This window comes from Georgenia sp. AZ-5, assembly GCF_043952095.1.
In the GTDB taxonomy this organism is placed as follows: Bacteria; Actinomycetota; Actinomycetes; order Actinomycetales; family Actinomycetaceae; genus Georgenia.
On sequence record NZ_JBINOU010000001.1, the window covers coordinates 921,430 to 937,221 of the forward strand.

General features: G+C 74.2%; 13 protein-coding genes and 1 tRNA gene. 12 read left to right on the forward strand and 2 right to left on the reverse strand.

Annotation, left to right across the window (positions count from 1 at the left end; translation table 11 throughout):
• Window positions 1–131: 131 nt before the first annotated feature.
• The 5 genes from ACF0H8_RS04410 (at window position 132) to ACF0H8_RS04430 (ending at window position 4,574) form a co-directional block, all read left to right on the forward strand.
• Window positions 132–1,055: an AEC family transporter gene (locus ACF0H8_RS04410; RefSeq protein WP_395287774.1), complete on the forward strand. Its 924-nt coding sequence runs from the start codon at window positions 132–134 to the stop codon at window positions 1,053–1,055.
• Window positions 1,052–1,945, forward strand: coding sequence for an EamA family transporter (locus ACF0H8_RS04415; RefSeq protein WP_395287775.1), 894 nt, complete (start codon window positions 1,052–1,054; stop codon window positions 1,943–1,945). Before ACF0H8_RS04410 ends, ACF0H8_RS04415 begins: the two co-directional genes overlap by 4 nt.
• 166 nt (window positions 1,946–2,111) lie before the next feature.
• Window positions 2,112–3,719, forward strand: coding sequence for a DEAD/DEAH box helicase (locus ACF0H8_RS04420; RefSeq protein WP_395287776.1), 1,608 nt, complete (start codon window positions 2,112–2,114; stop codon window positions 3,717–3,719).
• Window positions 3,720–3,877: 158 nt separating this feature from the next.
• Window positions 3,878–4,156, forward strand: a complete 279-nt coding sequence (locus ACF0H8_RS04425) for a GlsB/YeaQ/YmgE family stress response membrane protein (RefSeq protein ID WP_395287777.1) — start codon at window positions 3,878–3,880, stop codon at window positions 4,154–4,156.
• A gap of 169 nt (window positions 4,157–4,325) precedes the next feature.
• On the forward strand, window positions 4,326–4,574 hold the full coding sequence (locus tag ACF0H8_RS04430) for a DUF2945 domain-containing protein (protein ID WP_395287778.1): 249 nt from the start codon (window positions 4,326–4,328) through the stop codon (window positions 4,572–4,574).
• An 81-nt stretch (window positions 4,575–4,655) separates the two neighbouring features.
• On the opposite strand, the gene ACF0H8_RS04435 is transcribed toward ACF0H8_RS04430, so the two are convergent.
• Both ACF0H8_RS04435 and ACF0H8_RS04440 read right to left on the reverse strand, forming a co-directional pair.
• Window positions 4,656–4,988 carry a hypothetical protein gene (locus tag ACF0H8_RS04435; RefSeq protein WP_395287779.1) on the reverse strand — a complete coding sequence of 111 codons (333 nt, stop codon included), beginning with the start codon at window positions 4,986–4,988 and terminating at the stop codon, window positions 4,656–4,658.
• 284 nt (window positions 4,989–5,272) lie between these two features.
• Window positions 5,273–5,345 (reverse strand) — tRNA-Lys (locus ACF0H8_RS04440).
• Window positions 5,346–5,571: 226 nt separating this feature from the next.
• Between ACF0H8_RS04440 and ACF0H8_RS04445 the strand changes: the two genes are divergently transcribed.
• From ACF0H8_RS04445 to ACF0H8_RS04475, 7 genes are all read left to right on the forward strand, one after another.
• Window positions 5,572–6,210 carry a hypothetical protein gene (locus ACF0H8_RS04445; RefSeq protein WP_395287780.1) on the forward strand — a complete coding sequence of 213 codons (639 nt, stop codon included), beginning with the start codon at window positions 5,572–5,574 and terminating at the stop codon, window positions 6,208–6,210.
• 143 nt (window positions 6,211–6,353) lie between these two features.
• Window positions 6,354–8,336 (forward strand): acyl-CoA dehydrogenase family protein, encoded by a 1,983-nt coding sequence (locus ACF0H8_RS04450; RefSeq protein WP_395287781.1) that lies wholly within the window; start codon window positions 6,354–6,356, stop codon window positions 8,334–8,336.
• A gap of 237 nt (window positions 8,337–8,573) precedes the next feature.
• Window positions 8,574–9,449 carry a mycothiol synthase gene (gene mshD, locus ACF0H8_RS04455; protein WP_395287782.1) on the forward strand — a complete coding sequence of 292 codons (876 nt, stop codon included), beginning with the start codon at window positions 8,574–8,576 and terminating at the stop codon, window positions 9,447–9,449.
• Window positions 9,450–9,817: 368 nt separating this feature from the next.
• The gene (locus ACF0H8_RS04460; RefSeq protein WP_395290806.1) at window positions 9,818–12,031 is read left to right on the forward strand and encodes an RNA degradosome polyphosphate kinase; all 2,214 of its coding nucleotides are present in this window, start codon (window positions 9,818–9,820) and stop codon (window positions 12,029–12,031) included.
• A gap of 11 nt (window positions 12,032–12,042) precedes the next feature.
• Window positions 12,043–13,011 (forward strand): NUDIX domain-containing protein, encoded by a 969-nt coding sequence (locus tag ACF0H8_RS04465; protein WP_395287783.1) that lies wholly within the window; start codon window positions 12,043–12,045, stop codon window positions 13,009–13,011.
• Between the two features lie 197 nt (window positions 13,012–13,208).
• Window positions 13,209–14,351, forward strand: a complete 1,143-nt coding sequence (pstS, locus tag ACF0H8_RS04470) for a phosphate ABC transporter substrate-binding protein PstS (protein ID WP_395287784.1) — start codon at window positions 13,209–13,211, stop codon at window positions 14,349–14,351.
• Between the two features lie 364 nt (window positions 14,352–14,715).
• Window positions 14,716–15,750, forward strand: a complete 1,035-nt coding sequence (locus ACF0H8_RS04475; RefSeq protein ID WP_395287785.1) for a phosphate ABC transporter substrate-binding protein PstS — start codon at window positions 14,716–14,718, stop codon at window positions 15,748–15,750.
• Window positions 15,751–15,792: the final 42 nt, after the last annotated feature.

Genomic DNA, 15,792 nt, shown 5'->3' on the forward strand with positions numbered 1-15,792 from the left:
CGCCGCCCGCGAGAAATCCGTGGCGCGTCCGGGCCGCCCGGGCCACCGCCGAAGTTCCGAGCCTCGAGCGTCCGGTGGGAGGATGGCCCGTGCCGCCCGGCCCGGCGGCTCGACCGACGGGAGGCGTGCGCGTGGGAGCTGTCCTGACCGGGTTCGCCTCCCTCGCCGTCGTCATCGCGCTCGGCTACCTGCTGGCCCGGTCCGGCGTCCTGGGCCCCGGCGCGGACGTCGTGCTGTCGAAGCTGACCTTCTTCGCCGCGACGCCGGCGCTGATGTTCCTCACGGTCGCCCGCGCGGACGTCGCGGACGTCTTCTCCCTCGGCGCGCTGGTCAGCGTGCTGACCGCCTTCGTGCTGGTGGTCCTGTACGTGCTGGTCGCCCGGCTCGTCATGCGCCGCCGCGGCGCGGAGGTGACGCTCGGCGCGCTGAGCGTCAGCTACGTCAACGCCGGCAACCTCGGCATCCCCATCCTCATCTTCGCCTCGGGGAACGCCGCCCCGATCGCCCCGGTGCTGCTCCTGCAGCTGCTCGTCATGGTGCCCGTCGGCTTCACCGCGCTGGACATGCAGACGGGCCGGCGTGGGCTGTCGCTCGGGAACGCGCTGACGACCCCGGTGCGCAACCCCCTCGTCATCGGCGTCGCCCTCGGCCTGCTGTTCTCCCTCACCGGCTGGCGGCTGCCCGCCCCGGTGCTGGCACCCGTCGAGCTGGCGGCGGACATGGCCGTGCCCACCATGCTCATCGCCTTCGGCATGTCCCTGCGCGGCTCCCCGGTGCCCGGCACGGGCGCGGACCGCGGGCCGCTGTGGACCGCCGTGGCCATGAAGACCCTCCTCGCGCCCGCCGTCGCCTACGCGCTGGGCCGGTTCGTCTTCGGCCTCTCCGACGCCGAGCTGATGGGGACGGTGATCGTCGCGGCGCTGCCCACCGCCCAGAACGTCTTCGTCTACGCGATGCGGTACGGCCGCGCGGTCCCGCTGGTGCGCGACACGGTGCTGCTGAGCACGCTGCTGTGCGTCCCGGTGGTGGTGGCGCTCACCGGGGTCCTCGGGTGAGCGCGCCGCGCCGGGCGCCGGTCCCCGCCCCCGCCCTGTTCATGCTGTCCGGCCTGAGCCAGTACCTGGGAGCGGCGGTCGCCGTCGGGCTGTTCGCCGTCATGCCCGCCACCACCGTGGCGTGGTGGCGCGTGCTCGTCTCGGCGGTGCTGCTGCTGGCCTGGCGCCGGCCGTGGCGGCGCCGCTGGACGGCCCGCAACCTGGCCGCGTCCGCCCTCTTCGGGGTGGTCCTCGCGGGGATGAACCTGCTCTTCTACGTGGCCATCGACCACCTGCCGCTGGGCACCGCGGTGTCGCTGGAGTACCTCGGGCCCGTCGCGGTGGCCGCGATCGCCGGGCGCGGGGCGCGGGTCCGCGTGGCCATCGCCCTGGCGCTGCTCGGCGTGCTGTCCATCTCGGGCCTGGGCGTCGACTGGTCGGAGCCGGGCACGGGCGTGGGCGTCGCCTTCGCGCTCGCCGCGGGCGCGGCGTGGGCCGCCTACATCGTGCTCGGCCGCAGGATCGCCGCCGGGCGCAGCGGCCTGGACTCCCTGGCCGTGGGCATGGCCGCCGGCGCGCTGGTCTTCGCCCCGGTGGTCGCGCGCACCGCCGGCCTGGCGGTGGGCTCACCCGCGCTGCTGCTCGGGGTGGTCGGCGTCGGCGTGCTGTCCTCCCTCGTGCCGTACGCCATCGAGCAGGTGGCGCTCACGCGCCTGCCCGCGCCGACGTTCGCGCTGCTCACCTCGCTGCTGCCCGCCACGTCGCTGCTCGTCGGGCTGGTGGTGCTGCGGCAGGTGCCGACCGCGGGGGAGGTGCTCGGCCTGGTGCTGGTGAGCGTCGCCGTCGCCCTCGCCTCGCGGGAGGGCGAGGCCCCGAACGCCGCCGGGCCGCCGCGTGGCACCCGTCACTGATCGGACGGCACAGCCCCGCATATCGGTCCGCCGTGCCATACTGGCGGCAGGGACGCGCCCCAGGGCCCCCGACATCGCACAGCACGGCTACAGCGCCGGCGGCCCCGCCGCCGATGACGCAGTCAGCGGAGATGCCTGCGGTGACCTCCTGCTGAGAGAAGCTTCCGTGCTCGACACCACCACCATGCCCATCGCCACGCCCGCCGGCACCCCCGGCTTCGCCGACCTCGGCGTCCCCGCGCAGCTCGTGCGCTCGCTGACGTCGCGCGGCATCGCCGCACCGTTCCCCATCCAGACCGCCACGCTGCCCGACACGCTCGCCGGGCGGGACGTGCTCGGCCGCGGCCGCACCGGCTCGGGCAAGACGCTCGCGTTCGCCCTGCCGCTCGTGGCGCGCCTCGCCGCGCTCGTGCCCTCCGGCGAGACCATCGCCGGGCGCAGCCGCCCCAGCCACCCCCGCGGCCTGGTGCTCGCCCCCACCCGTGAGCTCGCCACCCAGATCGCCGAGACGGTCGAGCCGCTGGCGCAGGCCGCCGGCCTGCGCGTGACCACCATCTTCGGCGGCGTCAAGCAGGGCCGGCAGGTGGAGGCGCTGCAGCGCGGCGTCGACATCGTCGTCGCCTGCCCCGGGCGGCTCGAGGACCTGATGAACCAGCGGCTCGTGCACCTCGACGCGGTCGCCGTGACCGTGCTCGACGAGGCCGACCACATGGCGGACCTCGGCTTCCTGCCGGGCGTCACCCGCATCCTCAGGGCCACCCCGGCGGGCATCCAGCGGCTGCTCTTCTCCGCCACCCTCGACAACGGCGTGGACCGGCTGGTCAAGCAGTTCCTCCGCCAGCCGCTGCACCACAGCGTCGACTCCGCCGCCTCCCCGGTGGCGGCCATGCAGCACCACGTCTTCGAGGTCGCCTCGTCGGAGGAGAAGAGCGACCTGGTGCAGGCCCTGGCCTCGGGATCGGCGCGCCGGATGCTGTTCACCCGCACCAAGCACCAGGCCAAGAAGCTGGCGCGCCAGCTGACCGCCGCCGGCGTCCCGGCCGTGGAGCTGCACGGCAACCTCTCCCAGAACGCGCGCGAGCGGGGACTGGAGGCCTTCGCCTCGGGGGCTGTCAAGGTCATGGTGGCCACCGACATCGCCGCACGCGGCATCCACGTCGACGACGTCGACCTCGTCGTCCACGTCGACCCGCCCGCCGAGCACAAGGCCTACCTGCACCGCTCCGGGCGCACCGCCCGTGCCGGGCACGGCGGCGACGTCGTCACCGTCCTGCTGCCCGAGCAGCGCGGCGACTTCCGGTCGCTCGCCCGCGCCGCGAAGATCAAGGTCGAGCCGGCCCGGGTGGACGCTCGCGACGCCCGCGTCGTCGCCCTGGTGGGCGACGTCGCGCCGCACGTCGCGCCGGGCGCCGCGCCCGAGGCCGCCTCGCGCAAGGCCGCGCCCCAGCAGCCCGGCAGGCCCAGGGCCGCCCGCGGCCAGGCGGCCGGCCGCCAGGACGTCGCCGCGCCCGGCACGGGCTCCGGCCGGTCCGGGCGGCGCCGCGGGCGGGGCGGGCGCCCCGCGCAGCCCGGCCACGCCGCGGCGGGCCAGGGCGGCCGCGCCGCCGCACCGGCCGGCCGGTCCGGCGGCTCCCGCCCGGTCTACAGCTCCACCACCGGGGAGCGCCCGGGTGGCGACGGCGGCTCCCGCCGTGGCGCCGAGGGCACCCGGGGCGGCTCCGCGCCGCGCCGTCCGGGCGGCCGCCGCGCCACCGCGACCGGCCGCGGGCTGTAGGACCCCGGGCTCCCGCGGCCGCCGGGACCCGGGGGCACCCGCGCGGTCGAGCGCTCGACGTGCGAGCGGGGCCTTGACCTGCCACGCTTCCTCAGTAACGCCGCACACGCAGCGTCCGCGCCAGCGTGCGGCACGACGAAGGAAGAGGGGGATTCCCAGTGGGTGAGCTCATCGGCCTCATCATCTTCGGCGCCGTCATCGGCGCCCTCGCCCGGCTCGTGATGAAGGGCGACCAGAACATCGGCATCATCTGGACGATCATCCTGGGGGCCCTCGGTGCCCTGGTCGGCTACTGGCTCGCCGGCCTTCTGGGCGTGGGGGACACCGGCGGCATCGACTGGATCCGCTGGATCATCTCGATCATCGCGGCGGTGATCTTCATCAGCATCTACATCGCCGTCGCCGGCGGCAGAGGTCGCCGGGGCATCACCCGCTGAGGCAGCCGCCCGCCGCCCTGGTGGGCACGGGGGCCGGTCGCACCACGGGTGCGGCCGGCCCGTCGTCCTTCGCCGGGACCGCCGGACCTGTGGTCCCCCTCGCTCAGCGGCGCCAGGGACGGGGGGCGCGTCACGAGTTGCCCGGCTGCGCACGCCCCGCACACTGGCCGTGCGGGCCACGACGGACGGGAGGCCGATCGCGATGGCGGACGACGAGCTCAGCAAGGGCGACAAGGTCTCGTGGAAGAGCCACGGCAGCACAGCCGAGGGCAAGGTGGAGCGCAAGATCACCGAGGACAGCGAGGAGGCCGGCCGGACGGTGCGGGCGAGCAAGGACGACCCGCAGTACCTCGTCCGCAGCGACAAGAGCGGGAAGACCGCCGTGCACAAGCCGTCCGCGCTGGAGGACGAGAGCTGAGCAGGCGCTCCCCGGCGATGAAGGGACCCGGGTGACGCGATGAAGGGACCCGGGTGACGGCGAGGCGTGTGGCCCGCGCGGCTACGACTCGACCGGTACGGCGAGGTTCGGCCCGACGACCTGCCAGCCCTCCCCGACCTCGCCGGCGAAGTCGTCCGGCAGCAGCAGGGCCTCGCCGTGCTGGCCCGTCCCGCCGCTCACCTTCGTCCAGACGCCCCGCTTGGCGAACCGGGCGTCGTCGGCGCAGGAGGAGCCCGCCGTCCAGTCCCCGGCCTCCGCGCGCCCAGGGAGCACGACCACGACGCACCACGGCATGTCGGCCTGCTGGGCGGCGTAGACCAGCGCTCCTTCGGACTCACCGATGAAGCGGACTTCGCGGAGCCCCTCGAGCGAGGCCTGGACTCCCTCGGGCAACGCGTCCTCGCTCGTCGCTGGTCGGTCGAACGGGGCGAAGCCGGGCGGTGCGGGTGTGCTCGCTGGAGGCGTGCTCGCTGCGGACGCGCTCCCCCCGGGCGCACTGCCCGCGGACGCTGTCCCAGAGGAGTCGCTGCAGCCCGCGACGGTCAGCACCGCGGCGGCGACAATGGCAGCCGTCCCCTTCGACGCCCTCCCATGGACGGACCGTAGCGGGAAAGTCGGGACCTCGGTGGCAGTTGTGGCGGCCCTGTACCCGGCCCGCGAGGGCTCGGGTCCCGTCGTGGGCCCCGTGGGGATCGAACCCACAACCCGCGGATTAAAAGTCCGCTGCTCTGCCAATTGAGCTAGAGGCCCGCGCTCCGGCCGGCGGGGGACGCCGCGCGGGAGGCGGGTACAACCGTAGCGCGCCGCACCCGTCGTCTCGGCGCGGGCATCCTCTGGCGGCACTCGTCGTGCCGGAGTGCGGGCGTCCGCCGAGGTGCCGGCGGGGACCGGCGCTGCGCCGCCACCGCCGGTGGGGGACAATCGCGGAGGACCGGGTCGCCGACGGCGGCCACCCCGACGGCAAGGAGCAGTTGAGATGAGCGAGCCCCGGCGCCACCGCCGACCGGCCATGCTCGACCCGGCGCAGGCCGAGGAGATCGAGGGCGACGAGGACCCGGCCACCCGCTCCGAGATCGCCCACACCACCGCCAACGCCTTCGTGCACCGCGGCCGGGCCGGCGCCGAGGAGGACCCCGAGCTGCTCCAGCGCCTCGTGCGGCTGGTGGACACCGAGGGGCTGGACGAGATCGCCGCGCTGTGGTCCCGCAGCCCGCACACCACCCTGCCGGGCACGCTGTGGCGCCTGTACCTCCTGCGCGAGTGGGTCCGCCGCGACCCCGCCACCGTCGCGAGCCGCTACCGGCTCGGCCTGCAGCGCGCCGAGGTGGCCGGGGCCGTCGCCGGGGTGGCCAGCCCGCCGGGCCCGGAGGACGTCAAGGTGCTGGTCGACAAGGTGCTCGCCGGCCTGTACGGCGCCGACCTGGCGGTGGCGCTGGAGCGTGCGGCCGCCTTCCTGCGGGTGCTCGCCACGGGCTCGGCCATGGACGCCGACTGGATCCAGGAGGACGACGACGACCTCGCCTTCCTGGTCACCCGGCGCGCCGGTGGGCTGCTGTCCACGGCCGAGGAGCTCGAGGAGGCCGCGGACCTCTACCGCTCCGGCAAGCTCGACTGAGCGGCCGGCCACCCGGCACGCCAGCCCCGGCGAGCGCCGCGCCGCGTTCGCGGCGTTTCTTGTGACGGCTGTCGTCAAACCCTTCCCGCCGCCGCTCCGATAGGTGATACTGCCGGTACCGGCAACGAGGGCGGGAGGGTCCCATGGGGGCACCGACGCAGGTCAACGGCATGCAGGACGGCGTACAGGTCACGGAGCGGGAGTCCCGCCGCGCCGTCGAGAAGGCGCGCGAGACGGAGTGGCGCAAGCCCTCCTTCGCCAAGGAGCTCTACCTCGGCCGGTTCCGGCCCGACCTGATCAGCCCCCACCCGCGGCCGACGGCGGAGATGGACGCCCGCGGCAAGGCGTTCCTCGCGGTTCTCGAGCAGTTCCTCCGCGACAACGTCGACGGGCGCGCCATCGAGCGCGAGGCCCGCATCCCCGACGAGGTGGTCCAGGGCCTGGCCCGCATCGGGGCGCTGGGCATCAAGATCCCCACCGAGTACGGCGGGCTGGGCCTGAACCAGGTCTACTACGCCCGCGCGCTCATGCTCATCAGCACGGCCAGCCCCGCGCTGGGCGCGCTCGTCTCCCCGCACCAGTCCATCGGGGTGCCCGAGCCCGTCAAGCAGTTCGGCACGGAGGAGCAGAAGCGCGCCTTCCTGCCCCGGTGCGCGGCGGGCGCGCTGTCCGCGTTCCTCCTCACGGAGCCGGACGTCGGCTCCGACCCCGCCCGCATGCGCACCACCGCCACGCCCACCGACGACGGCGAGGCGTACCTGCTCGACGGCGTGAAGCTGTGGACCACCAACGGTCCCGTCGCCGAGGTCTACGTCGTCATGGCCCGCGTGCCCGCCTCGGAGGGGCACAGGGGGGGCGTGACGGCCTTCGTCGTCGAGGCCGACAGCCCCGGGATCACGGTGGAGCGGCGCAACGCCTTCATGGGCCTGCGGGGCATCGAGAACTCGGTCACCCGGTTCCACCGGGTCCGCGTGCCGGCGGCGAACGTGCTGTGGGAGGAGGGGCGGGGGCTGAAGATCGCCTTCACCACCCTCAACGCCGGCCGCCTGTCGATCCCGGCGATGTGCGTCGGCGCGAGCAAGTGGTGCCTGAAGATCGGCCGCGAGTGGTCGCGCGAGCGCATCCAGTTCGGCCGGCCGATCGGCGAGCACGCCGCCATCGCCCACAAGGTCGCCTTCATGGCGACGTCGTCCTACGCTCAGGAGGCCATGGTCGAGCTCACGGCGCACATGTTCGACGCCGGGGAGACCGACATCCGCATCGAGGCCGCCGTCTGCAAGCTGTTCACCTCCGAGCTGGCCTGGCAGGTCGCCGACACCCTCGTCCAGGTCCGCGGCGGCCGCGGGTACGAGACGGCGGACTCCCTCGCCGCCCGCGGGGAGCGGGCCGTCCCCGCCGAGCAGGCGCTGCGCGACCTGCGCATCAACCGCATCTTCGAGGGCACGTCCGACATCCAGCGGCTGTTCGTCGCGCGCGAGGCCGTGGACGCCCACCTCGCCGTCGCCGGTGACCTCATCGACCCCGACACCGGCGTGGGCGCCAAGGCCGGCGCGGCCGGCCGCGCCGCCGCCTTCTACGCCACCTGGCTCCCGCAGCTGCTTCTGGGGGACGGCCAGAACCCGCGCGCCTACGCGGAGTTCGGGACGCTGGCCACCCACGTGCGGTTCGTCGAGCGCTTCTCGCGGCGGCTCGCCCGCTCCACCTTCTACGGCATGGCTCGCTGGCAGGGCGGCCTGGAGAAGAGGCAGGGCTTCCTCGGCAGGGTCGTGGACATCGGCGCCGCGCTGTTCGCGATGGCGGCGGTGTGCTCCCGGGCCCAGATGCAGCGCGAGGACGACCCGCCGGAGGTCGCCCGCGCCGCGGAGCGGCTCGCGGACGCGTACTGCCGGCGCGCCCGGCTCGAGGTGGAGCGGCTCTTCGACGCCCTGTGGGCCAACACCGACGCCGGCGACGAGGTGCTCGCCCGCCAGGTGCTCGCGGGCGAGCACACCTGGGCCGAGGCCGGGATCATCGACGCCTCGGAGGGCACGGGCCCGTGGACGGCCGAGGCCGCGCCGGGCCCCTCGCAGCTGCCCAACCTCGCCCGACGCATGGTGCCCCGGCCCAGCCGACCACCTGGCCCATGAGAGGACCCGCCCGGCGACCTCGGCCGGACTGAGGCTCAGCGTGAGCACGCCCCCCGACCCTCCGGCACCGAACAGGCCCTGATCCGGCTTTCGAGGCGCCGAACGCCGGATGAGGGCCTGTTCGGCAGGGGTTCGGCGTGCAGGCGTGGAACCTGCCGCCGCGGCCCGGCATTTGCGCCACGGACGGGGCACGGGTGGAATGGCCGGGGACCCGCGCGAGCGGGAGGGAGGCGGCGCATGATCACCCAGGCGGACCGGCTGGACGGGGAGGTCCGGGAAGTCCTCGAGCTCGCCGAGGAGGTCGAGCGGACCGACGGCGTCGCGGCGCTGTCGGAGCAGACCCTCCTCGAGATCCGCACGCCCGTGCGGCAGGTGCGTCACTTCCTGGCGGTGGAGGACGCCCTGGTGGGTTACGCGCAGCTGGACGTCGAGGGCGCCAGCGCCGAGCTGGCGGTGCGCCCGGCCGCCCGCCGCCGCGGCGTCGGGCGCGCGCTGCTCGACGCCGTGCGCGCCGCGGCCCCCGGGGTGGCGGTCTGGGCGCACGGCAACCTCACCGGCGCGCAGGCGCTCGCCCGGTCGGCCGGCATGGAGGTGGTCCGGGAGCTGCTGCAGATGTCCGCGCCGCTCGGTCCACTCACGGCCGAGTCGATGCACACCATGCACGGGCACCCGCACGCCGCCGTGCGCACCTTCGCGCCCGGCCGGGACGAGGAGGGCTGGGTGCGCCTCAACGCCGCCGCCTTCGCCGACCACCCGGAGCAGGGCCGGATGACCGTGGACGACCTCCGGGCGCGCGAGGCGGAGGAGTGGTTCGACCCGACCCTGCTGTGGCTCGTCGAGGACCCCGACGCGCCGGACGCGGGGCCCATGGCGTCGATGTGGGTCAAGGTGGTCCCGGGAGAGGGGTCGGGGGAGATCTACGCCCTCGGCGTCCACCCCGAGGCGCAGGGCCGGGGCCTGGGCGGCATGCTGACCCGCCGGGCGATGGTCGAGCTGGCCCGGCGCGGCCTGCGCCGGGCCACCCTCTACGTCGAGGGCGACAACGCCGCCGCGCTCCGGACGTACCAGCGGGAGGGCTTCCATTGCGTCGCCATCGACGTCCAGTACCGATGAGGCGCGCGGGTGGCTCCGGGCACCCGGACCTGGACACCCGGCCGACACCTGGGGGTGCGAGTATGAGAGGCATGAGCAGCTCGGAGCAGGCCGCCGCGGACGGCGTGGCAGAGAACCTTCGCAGCGAGGAGCCGTCGGACGACGTCCGCGAGGCCGACGGGGCCGAGGACGCCGTCGTCGAGGAGCTCGCGGGCCTGGAGGACGAGGACGACGACCTCGGCTCCCCGATGCCCGACGTGGCCGCGGTCGAGGGGGACGACACGGACGCGGTCGCGGACCCGGCCGCGGGCGACGGCGGCACGCGCGACCGCCTCGAGACCGACGCCGACGACGAGCTCGCCTCCCAGGCCCGGGCCCGGGTGGCGCACATGCTCGGCGGCGTCGCGACGTCGTCCGCCACGCTGGCCCGGGAGGCCGTCGCGACCGAGCGGGGCGCCGCGGCGGAGAACGTGCGGCCCGAGGACGCCGAGCTCCCCGAGGGCCGCTTCGCCGACCGTGAGCTCAGCTGGCTGGCGTTCAACGAGCGCGTGCTGGAGCAGGCCGAGGACCGGGACCTCCCCATCCTCGAGCGGACGTGGTTCCTGTCGATCTTCGCGTCGAACCTCGACGAGTTCTACATGGTCCGCGTGGCCGGCCTGAAACGGCGCATGGCCACCGGGATGGCGGTCACTGCCGCCTCCGGGCTGTCCCCGCGCCAGGTGCTGGAGGGCATCAGTCGCCGGGCGAAGGAACTGACCGCCCGGCACGCGCGCGTCTTCGCCGACGACGTCCAGCCCAAGCTCGCCGACGTGGGCATCCGCCTGCTGCACTGGGAGCAGCTCAACGAGTCCGAGCAGGACCGGCTGCACAAGTTCTTCCGCAAGCAGATCTTCCCGGTCCTCACGCCGCTGGCGGTCGACCCCGCGCACCCGTTCCCCTACATCTCCGGGCTCTCGCTGAACCTGGCGGTGCTCGTGCGCAACCCGGTCAGCGGCAAGGAGCACTTCGCCCGCGTGAAGGTGCCGCCGCTGCTGCCGCGGTTCATCGTCGTCGACTCCGACGGCAAGCCCTACCGCCCCGAGGACGTCCCGTCGGACTCCAGCGGGCGCACGTCGTACGTGCCGCTGGAGGAGGTCATCGCCCACCACCTGGACGCGCTGTTCCCGGGCATGGAGATCGTCGAGCACCACACCTTCCGCGTCACCCGCAACGAGGACGTCGAGGTGGAGGAGGACGACGCCGAGAACCTCCTCAAGGCCCTGGAGAAGGAGCTGGTGCGCCGCCGCTTCGGGCCCGCGGTGCGCCTGGAGGTCGCCGAGGGGATCAGCGAGCACGTCCTCGACCTGCTCAAGCGCGAGCTCGGGGTGGCGGAGCAGGACGTGTTCCACCTGCCGGCGCCGCTCGACCTGACCGGCCTGAACGTCATCCACGACCTGGACCGGCCCGCGCTGAAGTACCCCAAGTTCGTGCCGGTGACGGCGCAGGGCCTCGCCGAGGTCGAGTCGGCCAACCCCACGGACTTCTTCGCGGCGATCCGCTCCGGGGACATCCTGCTGCACCACCCGTACGACTCCTTCTCCACCTCCGTCCAGCAGTTCATCGCCCAGGCCGCGACCGACCCGAAGGTGCTGGCCATCAAGCAGACGCTGTACCGCACCTCGGGCGACTCCCCGATCGTCGACGCCCTCATCGACGCCGCCGAGGCCGGCAAGCAGGTGCTGGCGATCGTGGAGATCAAGGCGCGCTTCGACGAGCAGGCCAATATCTCCTGGGCGCGCAAGCTCGAGCAGGCCGGCGTCCACGTGGTCTACGGCATCGTGGGGCTGAAGACCCACGCGAAGCTCTGCCTGGTGGTGCGCCAGGAGGCGGACGGGCTGCGCCGCTACTGCCACGTCGGCACCGGCAACTACCACCCCAAGACGGCCCGCGGGTACGAGGACATCGGCCTGCTCACGTGCGACCGCGACGTCGGCCAGGACCTGACGAGGCTGTTCAACCAGCTCTCCGGGTACGCGCCGCGCACGCGCTTCCACCGCCTGCTCGTCGCGCCGCGGTCCATCCGGCCCGGCCTGGTCGAGCGCATCGAGCGCGAGATCGAGCACCACCGCGCCGGCCGGCCCGCGTGGGTGAAGTTCAAGGTCAACTCCATCGTGGACGAGGCCATCATCGACGCGCTGTACCGGGCGAGCCGCGCCGGGGTGCCGGTCGACGTCGTCGTCCGCGGCATCTGCGCCATCCGGGCGGGCGTGCCGGGGCTCAGCGAGAACATCCGTGTGCGCTCCATCCTGGGCCGCTTCCTGGAGCACGCCCGCGTCTTCGCGTTCGGCAACGGCGGGGACCCGGAGGTCTGGATCGGCTCGGCCGACCTCATGCACCGCAACCTCGACCGCCGCGTGGAGGCCCTCATCCGCATCGCCGATCCCGGGCAGATCGACTTCCTCGTCGAGCTGCTCGAGGTCTCCGCGGCGGACAACACCTCCTCGTGGCACCTGGAGCTGGACGGCTGGCACCGCCGGCACCTCGACGCTGACGGGCAGCGCCTGGACGACCTGCAGGAGATGCTCATGGCGCGCGCGCGGCGCCGCGTGGCCGCCCGGCGGTGAGCGTCACCGCGGTGCGGGGCAGGACCGTCGTCGAGGCCGCCGGGGCGCTCGTCTGGCGCGTCCGTGGCCGCACGCTGGAGGTGCTGGTGGTCCACCGGCCCCGGTACGACGACTGGTCCTGGCCCAAGGGCAAGCTCGAGCCGGGGGAGAGTCTGGTCGCCTGCGCGGTGCGGGAGGTGGCCGAGGAGACGGGGCTGCACGTGGTCCTCGGCGCGCCGTTGCCCACGGTGCGGTACCGCAACGGGGACGGGCGCCGGAAGGTCGCCCACTACTGGGCGGCGCAGGCCGTGGACGACGCCGCCCCGAGCGTCCGGGGCCGGGAGGACGTGGCCGCCGCGCCGGAGTCGGAGATCGACGAGGTGCGCTGGGTCAGCGCCACCAAGGCGGTCAGGCTCCTCACCTACGACTACGACCGCGAGCCGCTCGGGGCGCTGATCGACATGTGGCACGAGGAGCGCCTGCGCACCTGGACGATGGTGGTGGTCCGGCACGCCAGGGCCAAGAAGCGCTCCGCGTGGCGGGGCGGCGAGGCGACGCGTCCGCTGACGCCGGCCGGACGCCGCCAGGCCGAGGCGCTCGTGCCGATGCTCGCCGCGTTCGGCGTCGAGGACGTCATCACCTCGCCCTGGGAGCGCTGCGCCGCCACGGTCCGCCCCTACCTGCTGCGCACGGGGGTCGGGGCAGAGCTCAAGCCCGAGCTGACCGAGGACGCCCACGCCCGCTCCAAGAAGCCGGTCCGCCGGCTCGTCGACAAGGAGCTGGCCACCCGCGACGTGCCGGTCGCGATCTGCACGCACCGCCCGGTCCTGCCCACGGTGGTGGAGGGCATCGCCGAGCGCACCCCGCACCGGATCATGAAGATGGTCCCGGCCTCGGACCCGTGGCTGCGGACCGCCGAGATCCTCGTCGTCCACCTGGCGAAGCGGCCGGGCCGCCGGGCCGCCGTGGTGGCGCTGGAGAAGCACCGCCCCGCCATCTGAGGGCCGGCGCCGGCGCGGGAAGTGACCCGGCGCACACCGCGATGCTCCGCAGCGCACCGTTGCGAGATCGCGACGCAACGGTCCCGAAGCGTTCACCGAGCGTTCACCGCGTGCCCGCCGGCCGGTCACCGGCGCTGCCTAACGTCCCGTCTTGGTCGGCGATCCCCCCGCGCCGCCCCACCGAGACAGAGGATGGAATGACCGTGAAGCTTGCAGGTAGCCGCCGCGTGGCGGGAATGGCGATGCTCAGCGCCGTGGCGATCACGCTCGCAGCGTGCGGCGGCAGCACCGAGGCCGAGGAGCCCGCGGCCGGCGCGAGCGCCGAGGAGGAGGGCTCGTCCCTCTCCGGCGACCTCGCCGGGGCCGGTGCGACCTCCCAGGAGGCCGCCATGAACGCCTGGATGGCCGGCTTCCAGGAGCAGAACCCCGAGGTGAACGTCTCCTACGACCCGACCGGCTCCGGGACGGGCCGCGAGCAGTTCCTCAACGGCGCCGTGCTCTTCGCCGGCTCGGACGCCGCCATGGACGAGGAGGAACTCACCGCGGGCGCCGAGCGCTGCTTCGGCGGCGAGGTCATCGAGCTGCCGCTGTACATCTCCCCGATCGCCGTGGCCTACAACCTGCCCGGCGTGGAGGCGGAGAACGTCAACCTCAAGCCGGCCGTGCTCGCCGACATCTTCGACGGCACCATCACCAAGTGGAACGACCCGGCCATCGTCGCCGACAACCCCGCGCTCGCGGACGTCGACCTCGACATCAAGCCGATCAACCGCTCCGACTCCTCGGGCACCACGGAGAACTTCACCGAGTACCTCTCCGAGGCGGCCCCCGAGGCGTGGGAGCACGGCCCGGTCGAGGACTGGCCGATCGCGGGCACCCTCTCCGGCAACGGCACGTCCGGCGTCGCCACCACGCTCGAGGGCTCCGAGGGTGGCATCGCCTACCTCGACGCCTCCCGCGTCCCGGACGCCGAGGGCGTCGGCACCGTCGCCGTGGGCGTGGGCGAGGAGTTCGTGCCCTTCTCCCCGGAGGCCGCCGCCGCCGTCGTGGACGCCTCCCCGGCCACCGAGGACGCCACCGACCTGCGCCTGACCGTGGACCTCGCCCGCGACACCCAGGAGTCCGGGACCTACCCGATCGTGCTGGTCTCCTACTCCATCGCGTGCTCGACCTACGAGAGCGAGCAGGACGCCGAGAACGTCAAGGCGCTGCTGAGCTACATCGCCTCGGAGGAGGGCCAGGAGCGCGCATCCGACCCCAGCGTGGCCGGCTCCGCGCCGATCTCCGACGCCCTGCGCGAGGACGTCACCGCGGCGATCGAGAAGATCACCGTGGCCTGAGCTGATCCCTCCTGATCAGTGAGCTGGTGGGCCGGCCCCTCGGGGGCCGTCCCACCAGCGCGTTCGTGGCGGCCATCCCGTATCTTCACTCCGATGCCAAGTTCTGTGCCTGCCGGCGTGCCGTCGGCGCGGCAGGCCTCGCCGGAGTGAGGGCCCGCCGAACATGATTTTTCTCCGCAGTGCGTCTTCCCCCTGTGAGCGAGCCGACAGGGGTCGTTCACCGTTCGTTCACCTGCCGCCCGCCGGCCGGACACCGCGGTTTCCTACCGTCGTCTCCGAACGGGCGCGCCGCGCCCGTCGGACCAGGACGGAGAACGCCACGAGTGCTCAGCCACGCCACCGCCGCACCGGGCGGGCGGTCCTGGTGAGCGGTGCCCTCGGGCTCGCGCTCGCCGGCTGCGGCACCTCCGCCAGCCCGCTGCCGGGCGCCGGTTCCTCGGCGCAGGAGATCGCGATGACGGCCTGGATCGCCGGCTTCCAGGACGCCCACCCGGGCGTCCTCGCCTCCTACGACCCGGTCGGCTCCGGCTCGGGCCGTGAGATGTTCCTCAACGGCGCCGTGCTGTTCGCCGGGTCGGACGCGGCCATGGACGCCGAGGAGCTGGAGCAGGGGGCGGAGCGCTGCCACGGCGGCGACGTCGTCGAGCTGCCCCTGTACATCTCCCCGATCGCGGTGGCGTACAACCTCTCGGGCCTGGACGCCGGGCACCTCAACCTGAGGCCGGAGACCATCGCCGCCATCTTCAACGGGGACGTCACCCGGTGGAACGACCCGGCCATCGCCGAGGCGAACCCCGGGGTCGAGCTTCCCGACCTGCAGATCTCGCCGGTGAACCGCTCGGACGACTCGGGCACCACCGAGAACTTCACCGAGTACCTCGCCGAGGCCGCGCCCGAGGCCTGGCCGCACGAGCCGAGCGAGACGTGGCCGCGCTCGGGCACCCTCTCCGGCACCCAGACCTCGGGCGTCATCACCACCCTGCAGGCCGCCGAGGGCACCATCGGCTACGCCGACGCCGCCCAGGTCACCGAGGGGCTCGGGACGGTCGCGGTCGGGGTGGGGGAGGAGTTCGTGCCGTTCTCCCCGGAGGCGGCCTCGGCAGTGGTCGACGTCTCCCCGCCCGCGGAGGACGCCACCGAGCTGCGCCTGACGATCGACCTGGCGCGCGACACCGAGGAGGCGGGGACGTACCCCATCGTGCTCGTCTCCTACACGATCGCCTGCTCGCGGTACGACAGCGAGCGGGACGCCGAGAACATCCAGAACCTCCTGACCTACATCGCCAGCGAGGAGGGGCAGCAGCGCGCGGCCGACCCGGCCGTCGCGGGCTCCGCGCCCATCTCGCCGGCGCTGCGCGAGCGCGTCGCGAACGCCGTCGCGCAGATCACCGCCGTGTGAGGCCCGTCGATGTCCCACCAAGCCCCTGACAACCCCGGAGGA